This is a genomic window from Brachybacterium sp. UNK5269 (genome assembly GCF_049266655.1).
Lineage (GTDB): Bacteria > Actinomycetota > Actinomycetes > Actinomycetales > Dermabacteraceae > Brachybacterium.
The window spans coordinates 1496991-1521594 of sequence record NZ_CP184883.1; the positions used below are offsets into that span (position 1 = coordinate 1496991).

General features: G+C 72.7%; 20 protein-coding genes and 6 tRNA genes. 18 read left to right on the forward strand and 8 right to left on the reverse strand.

Annotated elements, in window-relative coordinates; genetic code table 11:
* Positions 1-375: 375 nt before the first annotated feature.
* Entirely contained in the window at positions 376-510 is a 135-nt protein-coding gene (locus ACOJUI_RS06905; RefSeq protein WP_422117328.1) for a hypothetical protein, read from the forward strand.
* Here ACOJUI_RS06905 and ACOJUI_RS06910 read toward each other — a convergent pair.
* The 3 genes from ACOJUI_RS06910 to msrB all read right to left on the reverse strand — a co-directional run bounded on the left by ACOJUI_RS06910 (position 494) and on the right by msrB (position 2843).
* Entirely contained in the window at positions 494-1693 is a 1200-nt protein-coding gene (locus ACOJUI_RS06910; protein ID WP_422117329.1) for a ribonuclease D, read from the reverse strand. The two genes, ACOJUI_RS06905 and ACOJUI_RS06910, sit on opposite strands and share 17 nt — an antisense overlap.
* Complete coding sequence (locus ACOJUI_RS06915; protein WP_422117330.1) at positions 1690-2319, reverse strand: DUF3000 domain-containing protein; 630 nt, start codon at positions 2317-2319, stop codon at positions 1690-1692. Before ACOJUI_RS06915 ends, ACOJUI_RS06910 begins: the two co-directional genes overlap by 4 nt.
* 71 nt (positions 2320-2390) lie before the next feature.
* Positions 2391-2843, reverse strand: coding sequence for a peptide-methionine (R)-S-oxide reductase MsrB (gene msrB / locus ACOJUI_RS06920; RefSeq protein WP_422117331.1), 453 nt, complete (start codon positions 2841-2843; stop codon positions 2391-2393).
* 123 nt (positions 2844-2966) lie between these two features.
* Here msrB and ACOJUI_RS06925 point away from each other — a divergent pair, with 123 nt between their 5' ends.
* Positions 2967-4319 carry an alpha/beta hydrolase family protein gene (locus tag ACOJUI_RS06925; protein ID WP_422117332.1) on the forward strand — a complete coding sequence of 451 codons (1353 nt, stop codon included), beginning with the start codon at positions 2967-2969 and terminating at the stop codon, positions 4317-4319.
* Between the two features lie 71 nt (positions 4320-4390).
* Positions 4391-5467: a cell division protein ZapE gene (gene zapE, locus ACOJUI_RS06930; RefSeq protein WP_422117333.1), complete on the forward strand. Its 1077-nt coding sequence runs from the start codon at positions 4391-4393 to the stop codon at positions 5465-5467.
* A gap of 34 nt (positions 5468-5501) precedes the next feature.
* Here zapE and treZ read toward each other — a convergent pair whose 3' ends face one another.
* The 5 genes from treZ to ACOJUI_RS06955 form a co-directional block, all read right to left on the reverse strand.
* A complete protein-coding gene (gene treZ / locus ACOJUI_RS06935) occupies positions 5502-7310 on the reverse strand; it encodes a malto-oligosyltrehalose trehalohydrolase (protein ID WP_422117334.1) in 1809 nt (602 codons plus the stop codon).
* Positions 7307-9910, reverse strand: coding sequence for a malto-oligosyltrehalose synthase (treY, locus tag ACOJUI_RS06940; protein WP_422117335.1), 2604 nt, complete (start codon positions 9908-9910; stop codon positions 7307-7309). Before treY ends, treZ begins: the two co-directional genes overlap by 4 nt.
* Positions 9911-9961: 51 nt before the next feature.
* Positions 9962-12127 carry a glycogen debranching protein GlgX gene (glgX, locus tag ACOJUI_RS06945; protein ID WP_422117336.1) on the reverse strand — a complete coding sequence of 722 codons (2166 nt, stop codon included), beginning with the start codon at positions 12125-12127 and terminating at the stop codon, positions 9962-9964.
* A 136-nt stretch (positions 12128-12263) separates the two neighbouring features.
* Positions 12264-12338: transfer RNA gene (locus ACOJUI_RS06950), tRNA-Val, on the reverse strand.
* A gap of 25 nt (positions 12339-12363) precedes the next feature.
* Positions 12364-12439: transfer RNA gene (locus ACOJUI_RS06955), tRNA-Gly, on the reverse strand.
* Between the two features lie 209 nt (positions 12440-12648).
* Here ACOJUI_RS06955 and ACOJUI_RS06960 point away from each other — a divergent pair.
* The 15 genes from ACOJUI_RS06960 to ACOJUI_RS07030 all read left to right on the forward strand — a co-directional run bounded on the left by ACOJUI_RS06960 (position 12649) and on the right by ACOJUI_RS07030 (position 24545).
* Positions 12649-12720 (forward strand) — tRNA-Val (locus ACOJUI_RS06960).
* 26 nt (positions 12721-12746) lie between these two features.
* Positions 12747-12819: transfer RNA gene (locus tag ACOJUI_RS06965), tRNA-Gly, on the forward strand.
* A gap of 62 nt (positions 12820-12881) precedes the next feature.
* Positions 12882-12955: transfer RNA gene (locus ACOJUI_RS06970), tRNA-Cys, on the forward strand.
* 22 nt (positions 12956-12977) lie between these two features.
* Positions 12978-13052, forward strand: a tRNA-Val gene (locus tag ACOJUI_RS06975).
* A 169-nt stretch (positions 13053-13221) separates the two neighbouring features.
* Positions 13222-15222 (forward strand): threonine--tRNA ligase, encoded by a 2001-nt coding sequence (gene thrS / locus ACOJUI_RS06980; protein WP_422117337.1) that lies wholly within the window; start codon positions 13222-13224, stop codon positions 15220-15222.
* An 8-nt stretch (positions 15223-15230) separates the two neighbouring features.
* A complete protein-coding gene (locus ACOJUI_RS06985) occupies positions 15231-15824 on the forward strand; it encodes an HIT family protein (RefSeq protein WP_422117338.1) in 594 nt (197 codons plus the stop codon).
* A 92-nt stretch (positions 15825-15916) separates the two neighbouring features.
* Positions 15917-17194 (forward strand): PrsW family intramembrane metalloprotease, encoded by a 1278-nt coding sequence (locus ACOJUI_RS06990; protein WP_422117339.1) that lies wholly within the window; start codon positions 15917-15919, stop codon positions 17192-17194.
* Positions 17195-17268: 74 nt separating this feature from the next.
* Complete coding sequence (locus ACOJUI_RS06995) at positions 17269-18030, forward strand: YebC/PmpR family DNA-binding transcriptional regulator (protein ID WP_422117340.1); 762 nt, start codon at positions 17269-17271, stop codon at positions 18028-18030.
* 67 nt (positions 18031-18097) lie between these two features.
* The gene (ruvC, locus tag ACOJUI_RS07000; RefSeq protein WP_422117341.1) at positions 18098-18688 is read left to right on the forward strand and encodes a crossover junction endodeoxyribonuclease RuvC; all 591 of its coding nucleotides are present in this window, start codon (positions 18098-18100) and stop codon (positions 18686-18688) included.
* A 26-nt stretch (positions 18689-18714) separates the two neighbouring features.
* The gene (ruvA, locus tag ACOJUI_RS07005; protein ID WP_422117342.1) at positions 18715-19320 is read left to right on the forward strand and encodes a Holliday junction branch migration protein RuvA; all 606 of its coding nucleotides are present in this window, start codon (positions 18715-18717) and stop codon (positions 19318-19320) included.
* A complete protein-coding gene (gene ruvB / locus ACOJUI_RS07010) occupies positions 19320-20381 on the forward strand; it encodes a Holliday junction branch migration DNA helicase RuvB (RefSeq protein ID WP_422117634.1) in 1062 nt (353 codons plus the stop codon). The genes ruvA and ruvB overlap by 1 nt, the downstream gene beginning before the upstream one ends.
* A gap of 124 nt (positions 20382-20505) precedes the next feature.
* Positions 20506-20898 carry a preprotein translocase subunit YajC gene (gene yajC / locus ACOJUI_RS07015; protein ID WP_422117343.1) on the forward strand — a complete coding sequence of 131 codons (393 nt, stop codon included), beginning with the start codon at positions 20506-20508 and terminating at the stop codon, positions 20896-20898.
* A 79-nt stretch (positions 20899-20977) separates the two neighbouring features.
* Positions 20978-22810 carry a protein translocase subunit SecD gene (secD, locus tag ACOJUI_RS07020; RefSeq protein ID WP_422117344.1) on the forward strand — a complete coding sequence of 611 codons (1833 nt, stop codon included), beginning with the start codon at positions 20978-20980 and terminating at the stop codon, positions 22808-22810.
* Positions 22807-23997, forward strand: coding sequence for a protein translocase subunit SecF (secF, locus tag ACOJUI_RS07025; RefSeq protein WP_422117345.1), 1191 nt, complete (start codon positions 22807-22809; stop codon positions 23995-23997). Before secD ends, secF begins: the two co-directional genes overlap by 4 nt.
* On the forward strand, positions 23994-24545 hold the full coding sequence (locus ACOJUI_RS07030; protein ID WP_422117346.1) for an adenine phosphoribosyltransferase: 552 nt from the start codon (positions 23994-23996) through the stop codon (positions 24543-24545). The genes secF and ACOJUI_RS07030 overlap by 4 nt, the downstream gene beginning before the upstream one ends.
* Positions 24546-24604: the final 59 nt, after the last annotated feature.

Genomic DNA, 24604 nt, shown 5'->3' on the forward strand with positions numbered 1-24604 from the left:
AACGCCGCGAACGACAGTGGACGGAGTAGTAGATGATGCCCCGGTGGAAGAAGCGGCAGCGGCTCGGGCCCGGGTTCGTCGTCGCCGCGGTACTCATCGTGGTTGCGGAGTGACTGATCGACGGCCTGACCCTCACGGGCTTGGATCTCGGGTTCGGGCTCGGCGGCCTGGTCATCCTCGCCGTGTCCTACGCCGAGTGGCGGGCGAGCGGCGACACCGGACGGGCGGAATAGACGATGCCGGCCACGCAGCGCGTCGGGCACGTCCAGGGCCCCTCTACCGGCGAGATATCTCGCCCGGCGGATCGAGGCGATCGTCGAGGTCGACAAGACCTACCGCGAGTACCAGTCCGGCTCGACGACCTCGCATCGGCCCGTGCTGCGCGAGGCACTGGACACGGTTCGCGAGGACTCCACGCCTGCTGTCGCATCTATCGACCGGCTGACCCGGTCGCTGCGGGACATGCTCGCGATCATGGAGGAGCGCGGCGGGCTCAGTCGTCCTCGGTGAGCGCCCGATGGATCACCGGGGCGGTCTGCTCGGCCTGCCAGGGCCGCGCTCCGAGGGCGAGCAGCTCGGCCTCCAGCACCGCTTCCTCCGGCACCTGCTCGTGCTCCCACACCCACTGCCGCAGCAGCGCCGGCTGCAGCAGGTTCTCGGGCGGCATCTCCAGGTCCTCGGCGCGCTCGTTGACCGCGGTGCGCGCCACCAGGTAGCGCTCGGCGACCTCCGGGTACTTCTTGGACCAGAGCTTGTGCGGCGGAGGGTAGGAGCGCTCGCTGCGCTCGGGCAGGTGCGCAGGAGGCAGATCGATCCCGGAGCGCGCCGCCTTCCACCACATGTCCTTACGACGCAGCCGCGCGGGCAGGGCGCGGTCGAAGGCCTCCCGGCCCCGCGGGGCCTCCTTCGCGGCGGCCACGATGTCGCGGTCCTTGATGACCCGGTGCGGGGAGAGGTCCTCGGCGCTCGCGATGGCGTCGCGCTGGTTCCACATCTCGCGGGCGGCGGCGAGCTGCCGCGCCGTGCGCAGGGAGCCCAGTCCGTGCAGCCCCCGCCAGCTCGAGGAGCGGGTCGGGGAGTGGTCGCGCCTCCGCTCGTGCTCGAACTCCTGACGGGCCCAGTCGTCCTTGCCGGCGGCGCGCAGGCGCTCGGCGAGGACGTCGCGGACCTCGATCAGGACCTCCACGTCGAGCGCGGCATAGGTCAGCCAGCCCTCCGGCAGCGGTCGCTTCGACCAGTCCGCGGCCGAGTGCTCCTTGGCCAGGTGCAGCCCGAGCGTGTCCTCGACGACGGCGCCGAGCCCCACCCGCTCCATCCCCAGCAGCCGCGCCGCCAGCTCGGTGTCGAACAGGCTCGCCGGGTGCAGGCCGAGTTCGGCGAGGCTGGGCAGGTCCTGCCCGGCCGCGTGCAGCACCCATTCCCGCTCGGCCAGCAGCGTCTTCAGCGTCGCGGGCATCGTGAACGCCAGCGGATCGATCAGCGCGGTGCCGGCGGCCGCGGTGCGCAGCTGCACCAGGTAGGCGCGGGAGCTGTACCGGTAGCTGGAGGCGCGCTCGGCGTCGACCGCGACCGGTTCGTCGGGCGCCGCAGCGGCCGCTTCGCACCACGCCAGCAGGGGCTGGATGCGGTCGATCAGGGGCACCAGTCCGTCGCGGGGAGCCTGCAGGGCGCTGACGGCGGGGGACTTCGTCACCGGATGTCACCGGCTTCCTCGGGGCGCGGGGCCCTCGCGTGGTGGGAGGGGGCGATCGGGGCGATGCGGGCGGGCGCGGGAGGGAGCCCCCCGGCGGCGGCCAGCATGGCGATCCACGCCGCGAAATGAGGGGCCAGATCGGGGACGCCGGGGGGCACGGCGGCCTCCGGGGTCCAGGAGATCCGCATCTCGACGTCCACGGTCGAGGGGCGGGAGGCCAGCGCCCCGTAGGACTGGGAGACCACCCGGGTGGCGGTGCAGCCCAGCTCCCGGGATTCGGCGTCATGGAGCTCGAGGGCCTCGGTGACCCAGGACCAGGCCACGTCACCGAGCATCGACTCGATCGCGAACTCCGGTTCGAGCTGGGCCTGGACCAGGGCGACCAGGCGATAGGTGCCGTCCCAGGACTCCTGCCCCTCGGGATCGTGCAGGATGACCAGGCGGCCGGAGGCGAGCTCCTCGTCGTGGACCACGATCTCGCCGGTGCAGGCCCAGGTCGACGGCGCCATCCGGACGGGCGCGGGGATGCTGCGCCACTCGAACTCGGAGCGCGTCGGGGCGCTGGTCATGGCGTCGACGGCGGCACGGAAGGTGTCGTCGCCGGTGCGGATTCGATGCACGGACACGCTGGGAGAGTAACTCCGCGACGGGCCCGGGCCCGGCAGGCGCGCCGCAGCGCCCCGGCCGGGCGGCGGTCTCAGACGGCGGCGGCGCCTCCGGCCGGCGCATCGTCGCTGTGGACGAGGCTGATGGAGTTGATGCAGTACCGCTGGTCGGTGGGGGTCGCGAAGCCCTCGCCCTCGAAGACGTGGCCGAGATGGGAGCCGCAGCTCGCGCAGCGCACCTCTATGCGGCGCATGCCCAGCGAGGTGTCCTCGAGCAGCTCGACCGCGTCGGAGTCCGCGGGGGCGTAGAAGGCGGGCCAGCCGCAGTGGGCGTCGAACTGGGTCTCGGCGGTGAACAGCTCGGTGCCGCAGCCCTTGCAGGCGTAGGTCCCCGCCGGTCGCACCTCCTCGTACTCCCCGGTCCCCGGGCGCTCGGTGCCGCCCTGGCGGAGCACCTGGTACTCGCCGGGGGAGAGGCGCCGGCGCCATTCCTCCTCGCTGATCGCGACGGGGTAGGGACGGGTGCCGATGGGATCGGTCGACATCGATTTCCTCCGCTCTGCGACGCCGGAGGGCGCCGCTCTCGGCAGCGGAGCGCACTGCTCCGCAGGGGGTGGCGGACGGGTCGTCCACCACCTCCAGGGTAGCCCGTCGATAGGATGCGCCCCATGATGCGCGACCTGCCTCGGACCCGCTCCACCACCCCGGCGGACCGCCGCTCCTCCCTGCTGCCCCGCCGTCCTGACCAGGCGCGATGGCCGACGGTGGTGGCCTACGGGGCCTCCGGCGCGGCCGCGATGTTCGCGCTCAGCGCAGGGGCGCTGACGGTCGGGGCGCGGGTGATGGCGCGCCTGCCGCTGGTGCCGCGCGAGAGCCTGCGCGGCCGTCCCGACCTCGCCGTGCGCGCCGTGCATCCCGATCGCGTGCATCTGGACGACTCCGCGGTCTCCCGGCGGGGCGGGGTGCTGGCGCTGCGCCAGGCGGCCGGCGCGATCCACGTGCGGCTCGGCCCGGTCCAGGGCCGCCCCACCCCCACCACCGTCTCGCGGCCGCTGCTGGCCACCGACACCGAGCAGCCGCTGCAGGTGGCGCCGGCCGCGAGCAACGGCTTCTTCTGGGCGGGCACCCCGCAGACCGCGCACGGGCTGCCCACGCAGGAGGTCGAGATCGACTCGCCGGTGGGGCACATGCCCGCCTGGCTGGTGCGCCCCGCGCCGGACGCCGCCGCCCCCGACCACGCCGACACCTGGGCGATCCTCATCCACGGCCACGGCTCCGCCCGGGGAGAGACCCTGCGGGTGCTGCCGCTGCTGCACCGGCTGGGTCTGACCAGCCTCGCGATCACCTACCGCAACGACGCCGGGGCGCCGGCCTCCGCGGACCGCATGCACCACCTCGGCTCCGCCGAATGGGAGGACACCGAGGCGGCGATCGAGTTCGCGCTCGCCCAGGGCGCCCGCCGCCTGGTGCTGATGGGATGGTCGATGGGCGGCGGCATCGCCCTGCGCACCTCGGTGCGCTCCGCCCACCGGGAGCTCATCTCCGCCCTGGTGCTGGACTCCCCGGCCGTGGACTGGCAGGACATCCTGGTCTTCCACGCCACCGCGCTGAAGGCGCCGCCGGCCATGCGGCAGCTCGCCCTGTGGATGATGACCTCCCGGATCGGGGCCCGTCTGGTGCGCCTGCACGAGCCGCTCGCGCTGCACGAGATGACCCCGCGGTACTACGCCGATCACCTGAGCCATCCCACGCTGCTCTTCCACGCCCTCGACGATGCGACGGTGCCCCCGGGCCCCAGCCGCCTGCTGGCCGCGCTGCGACCGGACACGGTCGAGTTCGTGCCCGTCGACGGGGCCTCGCACACCCGAGAGTGGAACCGGGACCCGGCCCGCTACGAGCGCCGGCTCGCCGACTACCTGATCGAGGTGCTCGACCTCGACATCGACCCGGCCGCCGTGCAGGTGCCGGTGCGCGACCCCGGCGCCCCCGCCCGGGCCGACTCCATCGGCCTGCGGCTCTAGCCGGCCGCAGGCCCCGGCCGACCGACGGGCGGATCCGGGGCGGGAGCGCCGCGGCCCCTACACTGGCCCGCGTGACCCACGCCCTCAGCGACCGCCGGCCCGTCCCCACCCTCGACCGGCTGCTCGCGGACCTGGTGCCGCCGCCCCGCTTCTCCGCGGCCCGGCTCGAGAACTACGTGCCCGATCCCGCCCACCCCTCGCAGGAGGAGGCCAAGCAGCGCATCACCGAGTTCGCGGCGCAGCTGGGCAGGCCCCGCGGCGGTCTGCTCTCCCGCCTGCGGGGCCGGAGCGAGGCGGCGCGCGGCATCTACCTCGACGGCGGCTTCGGGGTGGGCAAGACCCACCTGCTGACCTCCCTGTTCCATGCGGCCGGGGGCAACCGCGTCTACGGCACCTTCGTGGAGTACACCGAGCTGGTGGGGGCGCTGGGCTTCCAGAAGGCCGTGGACCTGCTGGGGGAGTCGGTGCTGGTGTGCATCGACGAGTTCGAGCTCGACGACCCCGGCGACACCCTCCTGATGACCCGCCTGCTGCGGGAGCTCTCCGACCGGGGCGTCGCGGTCGCCGCGACCTCGAACACCCTGCCCGACGCGCTCGGGGAGGGCCGGTTCGCCGCCCAGGACTTCCTGCGGGAGATCCAGGCGATGGCCGAGCGCTTCCAGGTGGTGCGGATCGACGGCGAGGACTACCGCCGCCGCGACGGCGTCACCGAGATCGTGGCACTGCCGGAGGCCCGGGTCCGGGAGCATGCCGAGGGGCTCCCCGGCGCCGCCCTGGACAACTTCGACGCCCTGCTCGCCCACCTCGTGAAGGTCCACCCCTCCCGCTACGGCGCCCTGCTCGACGACGTCGCCGCCGCGCACGTCACCGGCATGCACGGGCTGAGCCATCACCACGACGCCCTGCGCTTCGTGGTGCTGGTGGACCGGCTCTACGACCGCGAGGTGCCGACGCTGGTGTCCCTTGCGCAGGAGACGGCCGCCGACGGCGCGACCGGCCCCCAGGTCCTCACCGACCTGTTCTCCGCCGAGCTGATGCGCAGCGGCTACCGCAAGAAGTACCTGCGGGCCCTGTCCCGGCTCGCCTCCCTGGCCGACGACGGGGGCGCCCTGCTGCGTCCGGCCGGCTCGGCGGACGCCGCCCGCTGAGCCGGGAGGGGCCGCCGGCGCTCCCGGGCCCCGCTCAGCCCCGGTGGTCGCTCGCGGGTCGCAGCACGACGGCCCCCGCGTCGAGCAGCCGCAGCGCGCCGTCCTCGGTCTGCTCGACCTCGCCGAAGGCGGCCAGCACCGCGGAGCCGGCGGCGACCTCGGCCGAGGGGCCGGGTCCGCGGTGGCTGAGCACCGCGAGGTCCCCGCGGCGCAGCAGCACGGTCTGCTCGGCCAGCACCTCGACGGCGGTGCGCGCCAGATCCGGGTCGTGGAGATCGGCCTGCTCGCGGCGCAGCGCGATCAGGGTCCGGTACCAGTCCAGGATCCGGCCGTGATCGCCGTCCTCCCGCTCCTGCCAGCGCAGGATCGAGGAGGTGAAGGTGCTGAGCTGCTGCGGGTCGGGGACCTCCTCGGCCCAGCCCATCTCGGCGAACTCCTCCGTGCGGCCCTTGCTTACCAGCGGGCCCAGCTCGTCGTCGTGGTCGGTGAAGTAGGTGAACGGGGTGGAGGCCGCCCACTCCTCGCCCTGGAACAGCATCGGGGTGCCGGGGCCCAGCAGCACCAGCGCGATCGCGGCGGCGTGCTGCTCGGGGGTGAGGGAGTGGTGCAGGCGGTCACCGGTGGCCCGGTTGCCCACCTGGTCGTGGTCCTGCAGGAACGTGACGAAGGAATGACCGTCGTAGTCGGGGGAGGCGGGATCCACCGGCGCTCCCCACACCTCGCCGCGGAACGAGGAGTAGCTCCCGGCGTGGAGGAAGATCCGGGTCAGCACCGTGGCGAGCGTCTCGGCGCTGCCGAAGTCCGAGTAGTAGCCCACGCGCTCGCCGGAGATCCAGGCGTGCACGCCGTGGTGGACGTCGTCGGCCCACTGCATGTCCATCCCCAGCCCGCCGGCGGCGGTGGGGGTGACGGTCCGGGGGTCGTTGCGGTCCGACTCCGCGATCAGCGTCAGCTCGCGGCCGGTCTCGGCCTCCCAGGCCGTCACCGCATCGGCGAGCTCGGCCAGGAAGTGTCGCTCGGAGTCGTCGGCCAGCTCGTGGACGGCGTCCAGCCGCAGCCCGTCCAGGCCCACGTCCACCAGCCAGAGCCGGGCGCTGCCCAGCAGGAAGTCCCGCACCTCGCGCGAGCCCGGCTGGTCGAGGTTGACCGCTGCGCCCCAGGGGGTGTGGTGCTGCTCGGTGAAGTAGGGGCCGAAGGCGCCCAGGTAGTTGCCGGCGGGGCCGAGGTGGTTGTGCACCACGTCCAGGACCACCGCGAGACCGCGGGCATGGGCGGCGTCGACGAAGCGGGCCAGGCCCGCCGGTCCGCCGTAGGCGGCGTGGGTCGCGTACAGCCCCACCCCGTCGTAGCCCCAGCCGCGCTGCCCGGGGAAGGTCGCGATCGGCATCAGCTCGACCGCGTCGACCCCGAGGTCCACCAGCTCGTCGAGCCGCTCGATCGCCGAGTCGAAGGTGCCGCCGCGGCCGTCGGGACCGGGCGTGAACGTGCCCATATGGAGCTCGTACAGCACCTTCCCGCGCAGGCTGCGCCCCGCGAACTCGGTGGGGCCGCGCAGGGCGAGGGGGTCGACCACCTCGCTGTCGGCGTGGACGCCGTCCGGCTGGGACAGCGAGCGCGGGTCGGGCAGCCACTGCTCGCCGTCGTCGAGGCGGAAGGCGTAGCGGGCTCCCGGTCGGGCGCTGACCCCGGGCAGCTCGAACCAGCCCTCCGCAGCGTCCGCCAGGGGCTGCATGGCGTGCTCGGCGCCGTCGATCCGCACGGTGACGGCGGAGGCCGACGGGGCCCAGACGCGGTAGCGGTCGTAGGCGCGTGCGGCGACCGGGGGCAGGGCAGCGGTGGTCATCTCGTCTCCTCGGTGGGGGCGGGGGAGGTGGCCGGGGTCGGCGCGCCGGTGCGCACCAGCAGGGCCACCGGCCAGGCGGACAGCAGCTCGTCGAGCGCCAGCAGCCCGCCGGGGAACTCGGCGCCGCTGAGGGCGTCCCGCCAGCGGCCCTCGGGCAGGGCGATCCAGGACTCGCCCCAGCCGCCGCGGCGCTCCAGGCCCAGCGCGAGCCGGGTGGCGACGGTGACGACCTCCACCGGGCCCTCGCCGACCGCGCGGCCGAAGGCGACCGCGTGACCGGTGGTGGTGGGCAGCGGACGGTAGGCGGCCTCGCGTCCCTGGAACAGCTCGGGGCGCTCCCTGCGCAGCACCAGCGCCCGGTGGGTCAGCCACAGCTTCTCGTCGCCGATCCCGTCGGGGCCGGCACCCTCGATCATCCGCTGCAGGCGGGCGGCGCGACCGGCATGGTCGACCGGGCGCCGGTTGTCGGGATCCACCAGCGAGAGGTCGACGGACTCGTTGCCCTGGTAGACGTCGGGAACCCCGGGCATGGTGAGCTGGATCAGCTTCTGCCCGAGGATCGCCGAGCGCTGCCCGCTCAGGGTGCGTCGGGTCCAGTCGGTCAGCAGCTGGTCGACCTCCGCGCTGGCGAGGGCGGCGCGACCGAGGTCGAGCACCTGCTGCTCGTACTCGGCGTCCTGCTCGGTCCAGGTGGTGAAGCTCTTCGCCTCCCGCATGGCCTTGAGCAGGTACCCCTCCAGCCGTTCGGCGGTGATCCGCGGGGCGTCCGCGCCGGGCAGGTCCCAGCAGGCGGCGAGGGTCTGCCACAGCAGCAGGTCGATGGCCCCGTCGACCCGGTCCCCGCGATCACCCAGGGTGGCCCGCTCGAGCTCCTGCACCGTCAGCGCCCACTCCTGCGGCTGCTCGGTGAGCACCGCCAGCCGCGCGCGCACGTCCTCGCTGCGCTTGGTGTCATGGGTGGACAGGGTGGTCATCGCATCGGGGCGGGTGCGCACCATCGCCTGGGCGTGGTCGTGCAGGGTGTCCGGCTCGACCCCGATCCGGTCCGGATCCGCGCCCACCTCGTTGACCGCGAGGAAGCGGGTGTAGCGGTAGAAGGCGGTGTCCTCGAGGCCCTTGGCGTGCACCGGACCGCAGGTCTGGGCGAAGCGGACCACCACCTCGTCGCGCTCCGCGCTGCCGCTGCGGCCCGCGCTGCCGACCTCGTCCCCGCACACCAGGGCCACCACCAGGTCGAGCGTGGCCAGCACGTCCTCGTCGTCCTCGAGCTGCTGCCGGGCCCGGGCGGCGGCCTGCTCGATCACCGCGCGCTCGGCGCCGGGGGCGGGCTCGCCGGGCACGATGTAGGCGCGGTAGCGGTCCATCGACCCCAGCAGCGCCACGATGGTCCGCTGGAGGTTGCGCCGGGTGGTGTCGCGCAGGCGGATGTCCTCCTGGCAGATGCGGTGGATCAGCGTGGTCAGGCGCTCGATCTCCGCCCACAGGCTGGTGAAGATCACGAGGTTGGTGGACTCCTCGGCCACCTCCTCGAAGGGCCGCTGGTCCCCGGTGCGGCGCTGCCACAGATGGGTCAGGCCCGAGGCGCCGTGGGCGTCGTGGAACAGCCCGCCCACCCGCCACAGGGCGTCGTAGCCGGTGGTGCCCGCGCAGGGGAAGTCGCCGGGCAGGTGCTCCTCGCCCTCGAGGATCTTCTCCACCACGGTCCAGGCGCCGCCGGTGGCCTGCTCGAGATCGCGCAGGTAGCCGCGGGGGTCGGCCAGGCCGTCGGGATGGTCGATGCGGTAGCCGTCGATGATGCCCTCGGCCTGCAGGCGCAGCAGGGTGGCATGGGTGGCCTCGAACACCTCGGGCAGCTCGACGCGCACCGCGGCCAGGGTGTCCACGTCGAAGAAGCGCCGGTAGTTCAGCTCGTCGTCGGAGACCTTCCAGTACGCCAGCCGGTACCACTGGCGGTCCAGCAGGTCCGCCAGTCCCAGGTGCTCGGTGCCGGCGGCCACCGGCAGCACATGGTCGTAGTACCGCAGCACGGTCTCGGTGAGAGTGGTGCCGTCGGCCTGCGGGATCTCCTCGGCACCCACGGAGATCTCGCCGTCGGCCAGCACCGCGCCGATCGGGCGGCCCAGCACCGGCACCAGGATGGAGCGTTCGGCGGAGGGGTCGAGGTCGAACCACTGCGCGTACGGGGAGGCGGGACCCTCCCGCAGCACCGACCACAGCGCGCGGTTGTGCCAGATCGGGGTGGGGATCGCCATGTGGTTGGGGACCACGTCGACGATCAGGCCCATCCCGTGCGCATGGGCGGCCTCGGCCAGGCGCCGCAGCGCCGCCTCGCCCCCGATCTCCTCGCTGATCCGGCTGTGGTCGACCACGTCGTAGCCGTGGGTCGACCCGGGGGCCGCCTGCAGCACGGGCGAGCAGAAGACGTGCCCCACGCCGAGCCGGGCCAGGTACGGCACCAGCGCTGCGGCGTCGTCGGCCGTGAAGCCCTCGTGCAGCTGCAGGCGGTACGTCGAGGTCGGCACGGGGCGCACGCTGCGCAGGGCACCGGTGGCGGAGCCTGCGCGCTCGGGGTCGGGACGGCGGGCGGGTTCGAGGCTCACGGGTCGGTGCTCTCCTTGGTCGCCGCCCTGCGGGCGCAGGGCGGATGGGGCTCAGGCGCGGGCGGGCCGTTCCTCGTCCTCGGGGACGTTGTCCTCCGTGGCGAGTTCCATCGCGGGCCGCATCAGGATCATCAGCGAATGGCTGGGCCGGGTGATGGTCTCGGCGGCGCTCAGGGTGGTGCCGACGTCGATGGTCTCGCCGGTGCCCACCACCACCTCCCACTGCTCGCCGTACTCGGCGGGCGGGAGCGTGAAGTCCACCGTGTTGCCCGAGGCGTTGAACATGACCAGCGCGGAGTCGTCGATGATGCGCTCACCGCGCAGGTTCGGCTCCGGGATGGCCGAGCCGTTGAGGAACATCGTCAGGCACTTGTTGTGCGCGTCGTTCCAGTCGGCCTCGGTCATCCGGGTGCCCAGGGTGTCGAGCCATTCGACGTCCGGCAGGGTGGAGTCGGCGCCCTCGCGCACGTCGCCGCTGAGGAAGCGCCGACGACGGAAGATCGGGTGCTCGCGACGCAGCGCGATCATCTGCCGGGTGAAGGAGAGCATCTCCTGCTGCTCGCTGTCGAGCTCCCAGTCCATCCAGGAGATCTCGTCGTCCTGGCAGTAGGTGTTGTTGTTGCCGCCCTGGGAGCGGCCGATCTCGTCGCCGTGCAGGATCATCGGCACGCCCTGGCTGACCAGCAGCGTGGCCATCATGTTCTTCGCCCGGCGCCGGCGCAGGGCGAGGACCTGCGCATCGTCGGTCTCGCCCTCCACGCCCGAGTTCCAGGAGCGGTTGTGGCTCTCGCCGTCGTTGCCGCCCTCCTGGTTGGCCTCGTTGTGCCGGTCGTTGTACGAGACCAGGTCGCGCAGGGTGAAGCCGTCATGGGCGGTGACGAAGTTGATCGAGGCGATCGGGGTGCGGCCGGTGTGCTGGTACAGGTCCGAGCTGCCAGCCAGGCGCGAGGTGAAGTCGCCGATCATGCCGGGCTCGGAGCGGTGGAAGTCGCGCACCACGTCCCGGTAGTCGCCGTTCCACTCCGACCACAGGGGCGGGAACCCGCCCACCTGGTAGCCGCCCTCGCCGAGGTCCCACGGCTCGGCGATCAGCTTCACCTGGGAGATGATCGGGTCCTGCTGGATGATGTCGAAGAAGGCCGAGAGCCGGTCCACCTCGTGCAGCTCGCGGGCCAGGGTCGAGGCGAGATCGAAGCGGAACCCGTCCACGTGCATCTCGGTGACCCAGTAGCGCAGCGAGTCCATGATCAGCTGCAGCACGTGCGGGGTGCGCATGAGCAGCGAGTTCCCGGTGCCGGTGGTGTCGTAGTAATGGGACTTGTCGTCCTCGACCAGGCGGTAGTACGAGGCGTTGTCGATGCCGCGGAAGCAGAGGGTGGGCCCCATGTGGTTGCCCTCGGCGGTGTGGTTGTAGACCACGTCGAGGATCACCTCGATGTCGGCCTCGTGGAGGTTCTTGACCATCTGCTTGAACTCGCGGACCTGCTCGCCCTGGTCGCCGGCGTAGGCGTACTCGTTGTGCGGGGCGAAGAAGCCGATGGTGTTGTAGCCCCAGTAGTTGCGCAGGCCCTTCTCCACCAGGTGGCCGTCCTGGACGAACTGGTGCACCGGCATCAGCTCGACCGCCGTCACCCCCAGCTCGGTGAGGTGCTCGATGATCGCCGGATGCCCCATCGCGACGTAGGTGCCGCGGATGTCGTCGTCGATGTCGGGATGCTGCATCGTCAGGCCCTTGACATGGGCCTCGTAGATCACGGTCTCGTGGTAGTCGCGCGCCGGAGGATGGTCGTTGCCCCAGTCGAAGAAGGGGGAGACCACCACGGAGTGCATCGTGTGCGCGGCGGAGTCCTCGGTGTTGCGCGCGGTGGGGTCCTCGAAGTCGTAGCTGTACAGCGAGGGGTGGTTGCTGGCCATCCCGGAGATCGCCTTCGCGTACGGGTCCAGCAGCAGCTTCGAGGGATCGCAGCGCACGCCGGCGGCCGGGTCGTAGGGGCCGTGCACCCGGAACCCGTAGCGCTGGCCGGGCTGCACCGCCGGCAGGTAGACGTGCCAGACGAAGGCGTCGACCTCGGTGATCTCGATGCGGCGCTCGGCGCCGTCGTCGTCGAGCAGGCACAGCTCGACGCGCTCGGCGGCTTCCGAGAAGAGGGCGAAGTTGGTGCCCGAGCCGTCGAAGGTGGCACCCAGGGGGTAGGACTGTCCGGTCCAGATCTGCATGGGGCCACAGTAGTCGGCCGTACCGGACCCCGGGACCGTGGTCCCGGGGCATGGACGCGGTGTGCTAGGTGCCCCGTGTCCGGCAGGTGCCGGGAGATGGCAGCGGCCCCCTCGAGCGCCGAGAGGGCCGTCGTGCTGGTGGGCGATACTGGGATCGAACCAGTGACCTCTTCCGTGTCAGGGAAGCGCGCTACCGCTGCGCCAATCGCCCGTGCGCCCGGGGGGCGGGGGAGGGATGGAGCGGACGACCGGATTCGAACCGGCGACCCTCACCTTGGCAAGGTGATGCTCTACCAACTGAGCTACGTCCGCACATCGGCCAGGCCGACGAGGGAATACCTTAGGCGGCGCTCGGACCGGGCGCAAATGCACGGGGCCCGCAGTGGCCGAGGTCACGACGCTGTGTCTCCGGGCTCGTGCGCGGCACGGATGGACGCAGGTCACACCCGAAGTGGCCGCGAGCACCCGGCGGGACCGTGTAGGCTTCTTCGAGTCCGCTCGAGAGGGTGGACGACACCTTCGGGCGATTGGCGCAGGGGTAGCGCGCTTCCTTCACACGGAAGAGGTCACTGGTTCGATCCCAGTATCGCCCACGACGGGATCCGCGGATCCCGCTCACGCGGACGTAGCTCAGTTGGTAGAGCATCACCTTGCCAAGGTGAGGGTCGCCGGTTCGAATCCGGTCGTCCGCTCCGAGGATGGCGCGCCCGACGAAGGTCAGGAGCGTCGTCCCGCATGATGCGGGAGCATCTTCGGTGGGTTGGCCGAGTGGTCAGGCAACGGCCTGCAAAGCCGTGTACACGGGTTCGAATCCCGTACCCACCTCCACCGGCGCTCCCCGCGTCGGTCCGGGCGATTGGCGCAGCGGTAGCGCGCTTCCCTGACACGGAAGAGGTCACTGGTTCGATCCCAGTATCGCCCACCACCAGAAGGGCCCCGGTCTGCGGACTGGGGCCCTTCTCGCGTCCCCGGACCCGGTGCCGCCCCGCAGGCGCGAGGTGAGCGCAGGTCGTGGCCCTGCGGCCCGGGCGACTACCATCGCCGATGGAGCCGGCATCGTCGGCCGGCTCACCCCGAGCACAAGGAGCATTCCCGTGGCCCAGATCGCCATCATCCTCGACGGATCCCCCCACCAGGTCGAGGAGGGGACCACGGGCAGCGAGCTGTTCGCGGGCCGCACCGAGATCGTCGCCCTGCGCCTGGACGGGGAGCTGCGCGACCTCGACACCCCCCTGGCCGAGGGCGCGGACGTCCAGGGCGTGGAGATCTCCAGCCCCGACGGGCTCTCGATCCTGCGCCACAGCACCGCCCACGTCCTCGCGCAGGCCGTGCAGAAGGTCGACCCCGACGCCAAGCTCGGCATCGGCCCGCCCATCACCGACGGCTTCTACTACGACTTCGACGTCGCCGAGCCCTTCACCCCCGAGTCCCTCAAGGCGCTCGAGAAGGAGATGGGACGGATCGTCAAGGAGGGGCAGCGCTTCGTGCGCCGCGAGATCAGCGACGACGCCGCCCGCGCCGAGGAGGCCGGTGAGCCCTACAAGCTCGAGCTGATCTCTCTGAAGTCCACCGCCGACGACGCCGCCGAGGGCGCCGCCGTCGAGGTCGGCGCCGGCGGCCTGTCGATGTACGACAACGTCAACCGGCGCGGCGAGGTGGTCTGGACCGATCTGTGCCGCGGCCCGCACCTGCCCACCACGCGCCTGATCGGCAACGGCTTCGCGCTGACCCGCTCGGCCGCCGCCTACTGGCGCGGCAGCGAGAAGAACCCGATGCTGCAGCGCGTCTACGGCACCGCCTGGCCCTCCAAGGAGGAGCTGCGCGCCCACCAGGAGCGCCTGGCCGAGGCCGAGCGCCGCGACCACCGCCGCCTGGGCAACGAGCTGGACCTGTTCTCCTTCCCGGACGAGATCGGCTCCGGGCTGCCGGTGTTCCACCCCAAGGGTGCCATGATCACGATGGAGATGGAGAACTACTCCCGCCGCCGCCACGTCGAGGCCGGGTACTCCTTCGTCTCCACCCCGCACATCACCAAGAAGAACCTCTTCGAGACCTCCAAGCACCTCGAGTGGTACGCCGACGGCATGTACCCCCCGATGCACATCGACGAGGAGACCGACGCCGACGGCAACGTCACCAAGCAGGGCCAGGACTACTACCTCAAGCCCATGAACTGCCCGATGCACAACCTCGTCTACCGCTCCCGCGGCCGCTCCTACCGCGAGCTGCCGCTGCGGCTGTTCGAGTTCGGCAGCGTCTACCGCTACGAGAAGTCCGGGGTGGTGCACGGACTGACCCGTGCCCGCGGCTTCACCCAGGACGACGCGCACATCTACACCACCCGCGAGCAGATGCGCTCCGAGATCGCCGACACCCTCGACTTCGTGCTGGGCCTGCTCAAGGACTACGGCCTGGACGACTTCTACCTCGAGCTGTCCACCCGGGACCCCGAGAAGTCCGTGGGCGACGACGCCAGCTGGGAGGAGGCCACGACCACCCTCGAGGAGGTCGCCACCGCCTCCGGTCTCGAGCTGGTGCCCGATCCGGGCGGCGCCGCCTTCTACGGCCCGAAGATCTCCGTGCAGGCGAAGGACGCGATCGGCCGCACCTGGCAGCTCTCGACCATCCAGCTGGACTTCTTCGAGCCCGAGCTGTTCGAGCTCGAGTACACCGCCCCCGACGGCTCCCGGCAGCGTCCGGTGATGATCCACCGCGCGCTGTTCGGCTCGATCGAGCGCTTCTTCGGGGTGCTGCTCGAGCACTACGCGGGCGCCTTCCCGGTCTGGCTCGCGCCCGTCCAGGTCGTCGCGGTCCCGGTGGCCGCCGAGTACGTGCCCTACCTCGAGCAGGTCGCGGACAAGCTGCGCGCCCACGGGGTGCGGGTCGAGGTCGACGCCTCCGACGACCGCATGCAGAAGAAGATCCGCACCCACACCAAGGAGAAGGTGCCCTACCTGCTCATCGCCGGCGGCGAGGACCAGGCGGCCGGCGCCGTCTCCTTCCGGATGCGCGACGGCAGCCAGGACAACGGCATCGACGTCGACGAGGCGGTGCAGCGGATCGTCGCCGCCATCGCCGACAAGGTGCAGGTGTGAGCGGTGGCGTGAGCCCCGGCCCCGTGGGCGCCGCGCCCGCGGGACCGGGGACCCCGCCGCCGGTGGAGACCGCCGACGCCCGGGAGTTCGCCGGCGTCGCCGACGAGACCCAGCGGCTGTGGACCCCGCACCGGATGGCCTACATCGGCGGCGAGAACAAGCCCGCGGACCCCGACGACGGCGAGCAGTGCCCCTTCTGCACGGCGCCGCGGCGCTCGGACGAGGACGCCCTGATCGTCCACCGCGGCGAGGTCGCCTACGTGATCCTGAACCTCTACCCGTACAACTCGGGCCACCTGCTGGTGTGCCCCTTCCGGCACGTCTCGGACTACACCGAGCTGGAGGACGACGAGGTGCGCGAGGTCGCGGAGCTGACCCGCACCGCCATGCGGGTGGTGCGGGAGGTCTCCCAGCCGGCCGGCTTCAACCTGGGCATGAACCAGGGCGCCGTCGCGGGCGCCGGGATCGCCGCCCACCTGCACCAGCACGTGGTGCCGCGCTGGCTGGGGGATGCGAACTTCCTGCCGGTGATCGGCCGCACCAAGGCCCTGCCGCTGCTGCTGGCGGACACCCGCCGGCTGTATGCCGACGCCTGGCCCTGAGCTAGCATGACCGGGGCCGAGCGGCCCGCCCGGAGGGCCTCCGGCACCGGGGCAGCGGCCACCGGCCGGGGGACAGGGAGGAGAGCGCTGTGATGAGCACGACCGGAGCCCCGCCCCACCCCGCACCGCCGCCCGGCCCCGGGTACGGCTACGACGTGCACCGCATCGACCCCCGCGCCCCCGGACGGATCGGCGAGGGGGCCCCGCCGCAGGGCCGCCGGCGCCGTCCCTGGCTGCGGTGGGTGCTGGTGGGCCTGTCCTTCCTCGCCCTCGCGCTCTCCGCGCTCGCCCTCTACTTCCTGGTGATCCTGCCCCTGGGCGCGGGCACCTCGCTGGTCGCCTTCACCGCCGCCCTGGTGCCGGTGGCGATCGTGCTGCTGGCCGTGTGGTGGCTCGACCGGTACACCCCGCAGCCGCGCCTGTCGCTGGTCTACGCCTTCGCCTGGGGCGCGATCGGATCGGTGGCGCTGACCTTCGTGATCGGCGGCGCCTTCACCACCTGGATCTCCCCGAGCGAGCCCGACGAGCTCACCGCCACCTTCCTGGGCGCCGTGGTGCAGGCGCCGGTGGTCGAGGAGGCGATGAAGAGCGCGGGGCTGCTGGGGCTGCTGATCTGGGGACGGCGGTACATCGCCGGCCCCCTGGACGGGGTGGTCTACGCGGCGCTCATCGCCGGCGGCTTCGCCTTCACCGAGAACATCCTCTACTTCGGCCAGTCCTTCCACCAAGCGCAGGCCGCCGGTGAGGTCGCCGTGTTCTGGCAGACCTTCTTCCTGCGCGGGATCCTCTCGCCCTTCGCCCACGTCTCCTTCACCGCGCTGTGCGGGCTGGGACTGGGCCTGGCCGCCGAGCGCCGCTCGCTGATGCTCTACTTCGGGCTCGGCATCGGCGGCCTCTCCCTGGGCATGGTGCTGCATGCCCTGTGGAACGGCTCGACCTTCTTCCTGCCCGTGGACCCCGAGGACCCGCTGGCCGGCTTCCTGCGCTACTACGCGAGCGTGCAGGTGCCGATCTTCCTGCTGCTGGTGGCGATCGTGCTGTTCCTGCGGCTGCGGGAGAAGCGCATCCTGCGCCGCCAGCTCTCCGAGTACGGCCGCTCCGGCTGGTTCGCGCCCTCCGAGGTGACGATGCTGGTCTCCATGCGCAGGCGGCGCCGCGCCGAGAAGTGGGCGGCGCGGTACGGCGCCGTGTCCCGGATCGCGATGCGCGACCTGATCCGCGCCTCGGTCGCCCTGGGCATGGAGCGCCACAGCGTCCTGTTCGCCCGGCCCACCCGCCTCACGCGCGAGCGGGAGCGGGAGCTGCTCGAGACGATCACCGCCGATCGCCGTCTGCTGGGCTCCCTCACCGCCCCCGTCGTGCGGCGCTGAGCGCAGGGCTCGCCCCGCCGGGCCCTAGACTGGCCCTCCTGCCGGGATCCGGCGGACGAGTCGGGAGGAGAGAGATGTCAGGGCATTCCAAGTGGGCGACCACGAAGCACAAGAAGGCCATCATCGATGCCAAGCGCAGCAAGGCGTTCGCCAAGCTGGTGAAAAACATCGAGGTCGCAGCACGTATGGGTGGACCCGACCCCTCCGGCAACCCGACCCTGTTCGACGCCATCCAGAAGGCGAAGAAGACCTCCGTCCCGGCCGACAACATCGAGCGCGCCGTCAAGCGCGGCGGCGGCCTCGACGCCGACAGCGTCGACTACGAGACCCTGATGTACGAGGGCTACGCCCCCGGCGGTGTCGCAGTGCTGGTCGAATGCCTCACCGACAACAAGAACCGCGCCGTCTCCGAGGTCCGGCTCGCCTTCAACCGCAACGGGGGGAACATGGCCGAGTCCGGCTCGGTGTCCTACCTGTTCGAGCGCAAGGGCGTGGTGACCGTGCCCAAGGGCGAGCACACCGAGGACGAGCTGCTCGAGGTGGTGCTCGATGCGGGCGCCGAGGAGATCACCGACGAGGGCGAGACCTTCGAGATCCTCTCCGAGGCCACCGACGTGGTCGCCGTGCGCACCGCCCTGCAGGAGGCGGGCATCGACTACGACAGCGCCGAGGCGCAGTTCGTGCCGACCATGCGCACCCCCGTCGACCTCGACGGGGCTCAGAAGGCGCTGCGCCTGATCGACGCCCTCGAGGACAGCGACGACGTGCAGAACGTCTTCTCGAACCTCGACATCCCGTCCGAGGTGGCCGCGCAGCTCGAGCGCGCCGACGACTGATCCGGACCGGCGGCGCGGCGCCCGCGCCGCCGGTCACCGCATGCGGGTGAGGGACGAGGAGAACGCGATGAGCCTCCGGGTGCTCGGGGTGGACCCCGGACTGACCCGCTGCGGGATCGGCGTGGTCGACGCCCTCGGCGGTCGCCGCGCCCGCCTCGTCCACGCCGGGGTGATCCGCTCGGAGGTCGCCGACCCCCTCGAGCAGCGCCTGCTGGCGATCGCCCGCGGGCTGCGGGCGGCGATGGACGAGTTCGGCCCCGACACCGTCGCGGTCGAGCGGGTCTTCAGCCAGAACAACATCTCCACCGTGATGGGCACCGCCCAGGTCTCCGGGATCGCGATCCTCGAGGCCGCCGAGCGGGGCATCCCGATCGCGATGCACACGCCCTCCGAGGTGAAGGCGGCGGTCACCGGCAGCGGCCGGGCCGACAAGAAGCAGATCCAGACCATGCTGGTCAAGCTGCTGGGTCTGGACGCCGCCCCGCAGCCGGCCGACGCCTCCGACGCGGTCGCGATCGCCCTGACCCAGCTGTGGCGGGGCCCTGGCCCGGTGGCCCTGGACGCCACCGGCGCGGCCCGCACCAGCGCCCAGGCGGTCTGGGCCCGCGCCGAGCGCGAGGCCCGACGCGCCCGGGAGCGCTCCACCTCCCGGCACTGATCGAACAGGTGTTCTAGGGTGTCCTCGTGATCGCATCCCTGACCGGGCGGGTCGCCCGCCTCGACCTCGACTCCCTCGTGCTCGACGTGGGCGGCATCGGCTACCTCGTCCGCACCACCCCGCAGGCGCTCGGCGCCACCCGGCACGGCGCGGAGCTGACGCTGCACACCGAGCTGGTGGTGCGGGAGGACTCGATGACCCTCTACGGCTTCCCGCACGCCGAGGAGGCCGAGACCTTCCGCATCGTGCAGTCCGTCTCCGGGATCGGGCCGCGCACCGCGCTCGCCGTGCTCGCCGTGCTCGAGCCCGAGGAGCTGCGCCGCGCCGTCGCCGAGCAGGATGTCAAGACCATCACCCGCACGCCGGGCATCGGCCCCAAGGTCGCCGGCCGCATGCTGCTCGAGCTGGGCGGCAAGCTGCCCGCCCCCGCGGCCCCGGCCGGCCCCACCGGTGCGGTCGCCGCGGCCCCGAGCGGGGTGGATGCGGACGTCGCCGAGGCCCTGGTCGGGCTCGGCTGGGCGGAGAAGGCCGCGGTCGGCGCGGTCGAGGCCGTGCGCGCCGCGGACGGGGAGGCGCTCGGCGCCGCCGAGCTGCTGCGCCGGGCCCTGCGCGGGCTGGGAGGCCAGCGGTGATCCCCGAGGACCGGGACGCCGGAGCCCTGGAGGCGGCGCTGACCAGCCCCGAGGCGGTGCCGCCGGAGCGGGCGGCCGAGGCCGCGCTGCGTCCGCGGCGGCTCGCCGACTTCGTGGGCCAGCAGGTGGTGCGCGACCAGCTCTCGCTGGTGCTCGACGCGGCCGCCGCCCGCGGCCGCACCCCCGAGCACATCCTGCTGTCGGGACCGCCGGGTCTGGGCAAGACGACGCTGGCGATGATCGTGGCCGCCGAGCTCTCCGCGCCGCTGCGGATCACCTCCGGCCCCGCCATCCAGCACGCCGGGGACCTGGCCGCGATCCTGTCCTCCCTCGACGAGGGGGAGGTGCTCTTCATCGACGAGATCCACCGGCTCGCGCGACCCGCCGAGGAGCTGCTCTACATCGCGATGGAGGACTTCCGGGTCGACGTGGTGGTCGGCAAGGGCGTGGGCGCCACCTCGATCCCGCTGGATCTGCCACCGTTCACCGTGGTCGGTGCGACCACCCGCGCCGGCCTGCTGCCCGCGCCGCTGCGGGACCGGTTCGGCTTCATGGGCCATCTGGACTTCTACGCCCCGGAGGAGCTGCGCGAGGTGGTGCGCCGCTCCGCGCAGCGGCTCGAGGTCGACCTCGAGCCGCGAGCCGGCGACGAGATCGCCTCCCGCTCGCGCGGCACCCCCCGCATCGCCAACCGGCTGCTGCGGCGGGTGCGGGACTGGGCGCAGGTGCGCGGCAGCGGGCGGCTGGACCTGGCCGCGGCCCGCGAGGCGCTGCGGGTCTACGAGGTGGACGAGCGGGGTCTGGACCGGCTGGACCGCGCCGTGCTCTCGGCGCTGTGCGGCCGCTTCGCCGGCGGCCCGGTGGGGCTGTCGACCCTCGCCGTGGCCGTGGGGGAGGAGATCGAGACGGTCGAGACGATGGTCGAGCCCTATCTGGTGCGCGAGGGATTCCTGCTGCGCACCCCGCGGGGGCGCGCCGCCGCCCCCGCCGCCTGGGCCCATCTCGGCCTCGAGGCGCCCGACGGCCCCGAGGGCAGCGCGCCGATGCTCGGACGGTTCTGAGCCGCGGGTCTCCCTGAGCGGTGGGCGGGGCCCCGGCGGGTACAGTGGTGCGGTCAGTCGTCCGCGGCAGCGCCGGATCCGTGCAGGAGCACGGGGATCGCAGCTGTCCGCCGAAAGGAACCCCGTGGAATCCCTCCTGCCTCTCCTGCTCATCTTCGCGGTCATGATGCTGCCGCTGCTGTTCATCTCCAACCGGCAGCGAAAGGTGCAGCAGAAGCAGCTGGAGCTGGTCAAGCAGCTCGGCGTCGGCGACGAGGTGCGCACCCACTCGGGGTTCTACGGCCTGATCGTCGAGTCCTACGACGACGTCGTGATCCTCGAGTCCGAGAACGGCGCCCAGACCAAGTGGGCGCGCCAGGCGATCGCCCTCAAGGTCGAGCCCGTCGACGCGGACCTCGACGAGGACCAGGACGGCGCGGATCTCGCCACCGATGAGGTGCGCGACGACGCGGTCCTGCCCGGCCCGATCACGGCCGACGACGACCTGCGCGGGGACGACCAGCGCCCCGCGCGCTGACCCACCCCGCGCCGGGCCGCGGCCATCGACCGCTGCTGCCCCGACCCCGCACCATCCGCCGTCCTGAGGAACATCCCCCATGCCCGCACGTCGCATCGCCCTAGGGGCCCTCGCGGTGCTGATCCTGCTGCTGGGCGGCGGGATCGGCCTCGGGGTCTGGAAGGGCGGCTGGCAGCCCGCCCCCGAGCTCGCCCTCGACCTCGAGGGCGGCACCCAGGTGATCCTCCAGGCCCAGTCGCGCGACGGCTCGGCCATCGACGCGGTGGCCATGGAGCAGGCGCGTCAGATCATCAGCCAGCGCGTCAACGCCAGCGGCGTCGCGGAGACCGAGATCACCGTGCAGGGCGGCACCAACATCGTCATCGACGTGCCCGGTCAGCTCGACCAGGCCACCTCCGAGGCGATCCGCCAGACCGCCGCGATGTCCTTCCGCCCGGTGCTCGGCGCGGTCGCGCCCGAGGGGACCGGCGAGGCCCTGCCCTCGGACGGCGGCGGCGCCTCGGACCAGGGCGGCGCGGGCGACGGGGAGCAGTCCTCGGCTCCTGCCGATCCCTCCCAGCAGCTGTTCGACGGGCTGGTCAGCGGGGACTCCTCCCTCGCCCCGCCGGCGGCGGTGGCCGAGGGCGAGCTGCCCTACCCGGCCTGGTCGATGGACTGGCTGACCCCCGAGATCCAGGCCGAGCTGATGACCGCGGACTGCGTCGACCCCCGCGCGCAGCAGGAGCGGGTGGCCGCCGCCTCGGCCGACCAGCCGGTGGTCGCCTGCGACCCGAACGGCACGGCGAAGTACCTGCTGGGTCCCGAGGTCGTCGCCGGCGCTGCGATCGAGGACTCCGGCGTCGCCGCCGACGTCACCCCGACCGGTCAGGCCACCGGCTACTACGTCGTGAACATGAGCTTCGACGAGGACGCCGCCCAGTCGTTCTCGGACATGACCACCGCCCTCTACAACGGGCAGGGGGCCACGCCCGCCTTCGGCATCGTGCTCGACGGCCTGGTCATCTCCGCCCCCGAGGTGCAGGAGCCCTCGCCGGGCGGTGAGGCCTCGATCTCCGGCAACTTCAGCCAGGAGGAGGCCAGTCAGCTCGCCGACCAGCTCCGCTTCGGCGCGCTGCCCCTCGAGTTCGAGGTCGCCTCCGAGCAGCAGATCTCCGCGACGCTCGGCGCGGACCAGCTGCAGATGGGCCTGATCGCCGGCCTCATCGGCCTGGCCCTGGTGGTGGCCTACGCCTTCGCGCAGTACCGGGCGCTCGCGGTGGTGACCATGACCAGCCTGCTGATCATGGGAGCGCTGACCTACGGTGCGCTCACCGTGCTCTCGAACATCCCGGAGATCGGGTACCGGCTCTCGCTGGCCGGCGTGGTGGGTCTGATCGTCGCGATCGCCTTCACGGCCGACTCGTTCATCGTCTACTTCGAGCGGGTGCGCGACGAGATCCGGGAGGGCCGCGGCATCGTCGCCGCCGTCGACCACGGCTGGGACCGCGCCAAGCGCACCATCCTGGCCTCCGACGGGGTGAACCTGCTGGCCGCCGTGGTGCTCTACGTGCTCTCCACCGGCGGGGTGCGCGGGTTCGCCTTCGTGCTGGGCCTGACCACGGTGCTCGACCTGGTGGTGGTGTTCCTGTTCACCCACCCCGTGCTCCAGGCACTGGTCCGCACCCGATTCTTCGGCAAGGGGCACCCCTGGAGCGGACTGGACCCCGCCCGGCTGGACCGCGACGTCCCGGCCTACGCCGGCCGCGGCCGGCTGCGGCCGACCGCGGAGCGCAGCGCCGACGCGGGCCCGGAGGCGGTGCGCGAACCGATCGCGGTGCGTCGGGCGCGGCTGGCCCGGGAGGCCGCCGAGCGCGAGGCGGCCGCGACCGCCGTCCCCGATCCGACCCGCGATGCTGAGGAGCAGAGCCGATGACCGCGACCTTCGCCCGGTTCGGCAACGATCTCCATGCCGGACGGCGCACCGTCCCGATCGTGACCCGTCGCCGCACCTGGTACCTGATCAGCCTCGCCCTCATCGCGCTGCTGGCCGTGGTCTCCGTGCTGCGGGGGCCGAACCTCGGCATCGAGTTCACCGGCGGGTCCGAGTTCCAGATCGCCGGGGTGACCGACACCGAGCAGGGCTCCGCCCGTGAGGTGGTGCGCGAGCGCCTGCCCGACAACGAGCCCAAGGTGACTGTGCTGGGCCAGGACACGGTCCGGGTCCAGACCGAGCAGCTCGACTCCGCCCAGACCGCCGCTCTGGCCGAGGACCTCGCGGCGGCGTACGAGGTCGCTCCCGAGGCGGTCTCGACCTCCTACATCGGCCCGGTGTGGAGCGGGGACGTCACCCAGAAGATGATGCGGGGCGTGGTGGTGTTCCTGCTGCTGGTCGCCGCGATGATGGCCCTGTACTTCCGCAACCTGAAGTCCTCGCTGGCGGCGATGGCCGCCCTGATCCACGACATGCTGGTGACCGCCGGGATCTATCTGGTGGTGGGCTTCGAGATCACCCCCGGCACCGTGATCGGCTTCCTCACCGTGATGGGGTACTCGCTCTACGACACGATCGTGGTCTTCGACAAGATCCGCGAGAACACCGCAGATCTCGACGCCCGGTCCGATGTGACCTACGCGGACCAGGTGCAGCTGGCCGCCAACCAGACCCTGGTGCGATCGATCAACACCTCCGTGGTGGCCCTGCTGCCGATCGGCTCGATCCTCGCCATCGGGGCCTTCCTGCTCGGCGCGGGCACCCTCAAGGACATCTCGCTGGCGCTGTTCATCGGCATCGTCGCCGGCACCTACTCGTCCGTCTTCCTCGCCCCCGGCCTGCTGGTGGACCTGCGCCGCCGCGAGGTCGGGATCGCCGCGCACACCGAGCGGGTCGAGCGGGCCCGCCGCGGGGAGCAGGCCGGTTCCGCCCCGCAGCGCGCCGCCGACGCCGGGCGGGCGCACCGGGACGACCCGGCCGACCACGCCGACGAGGCCGGGGATGCCTCCGCCGCGCCCGCGGGCCCCGACCCGGTGCCGAGCGCCGCCGGCGCCCGCCGCGCCGAGCGCCACCAGCCCCGCCGCAGCACCCGGCGCCGCCGCACCACCACCCAGCGAGGGAACCGATGACCGAGATGCTGCCCACTCAGTCCGCGATCCAGGACCTGCTGGGGACCCACATCGCCGAGTACCCGGACTTCCCGGCGCCCGGGGTGCTGTTCCGGGACATCACGCCGCTGCTGCGCGACGCCGCGGCGCTGCGCGCCGTGATCCGGCACTGGACCACCCTCATCCCGGAGGACGTCGAGTACGTGGTGGGCACCGAGGCGCGCGGCTTCGTGCTGGGCGCGCCGCTGGCCTACGAGATCGGGGCCGGTTTCGTCCCGGCGCGCAAGGCGGGCAAGCTGCCCGGCAGCCCCGCCGGCCTGAAGTACGACCTCGAGTACGGCAGCGCCGAGATCCAGCTGCCGGAGAACTCGCTGCCGGCCGGTGCCCGCACCCTGGTGGTCGACGACCTGCTGGCCACCGGCGGCACCGCCGCGGCCACCGTCGAACTGGTGCGCCGGTTCGGCGTCGAGCTGCTCGGCGCGACCTTCCTCATCGAGCTCGAGGGCCTCGAGGGCCGGGACCGGCTGCCCGGCATCCCGCTGACGACGGTGTGGTCCGTCCCCGCCTGAGCGGCCCACCGCCTCCCGCTGCGCCCGGGGTGGACGGCGCCGGAGCACCGGGTGCGCGC

Coding starts and splice junctions, on each gene's coding strand:
- glgX (WP_422117336.1), bottom strand. CDS start 12,127: ATGCAGATCTGGACCGGACAGTCCTACCCCCTGGGTGCCACCTTCGAC.
- secF (WP_422117345.1), top strand. CDS start 22,807: ATGACCGCGACCTTCGCCCGGTTCGGCAACGATCTCCATGCCGGACGG.
- ACOJUI_RS07030 (WP_422117346.1), top strand. CDS start 23,994: ATGACCGAGATGCTGCCCACTCAGTCCGCGATCCAGGACCTGCTGGGG.
- secD (WP_422117344.1), top strand. CDS start 20,978: ATGCCCGCACGTCGCATCGCCCTAGGGGCCCTCGCGGTGCTGATCCTG.
- ACOJUI_RS06995 (WP_422117340.1), top strand. CDS start 17,269: ATGTCAGGGCATTCCAAGTGGGCGACCACGAAGCACAAGAAGGCCATC.
- treZ (WP_422117334.1), bottom strand. CDS start 7,310: ATGACCACCGCTGCCCTGCCCCCGGTCGCCGCACGCGCCTACGACCGC.
- ruvC (WP_422117341.1), top strand. CDS start 18,098: ATGAGCCTCCGGGTGCTCGGGGTGGACCCCGGACTGACCCGCTGCGGG.
- ACOJUI_RS06925 (WP_422117332.1), top strand. CDS start 2,967: ATGATGCGCGACCTGCCTCGGACCCGCTCCACCACCCCGGCGGACCGC.
- msrB (WP_422117331.1), bottom strand. CDS start 2,843: ATGTCGACCGATCCCATCGGCACCCGTCCCTACCCCGTCGCGATCAGC.
- ACOJUI_RS06990 (WP_422117339.1), top strand. CDS start 15,917: ATGAGCACGACCGGAGCCCCGCCCCACCCCGCACCGCCGCCCGGCCCC.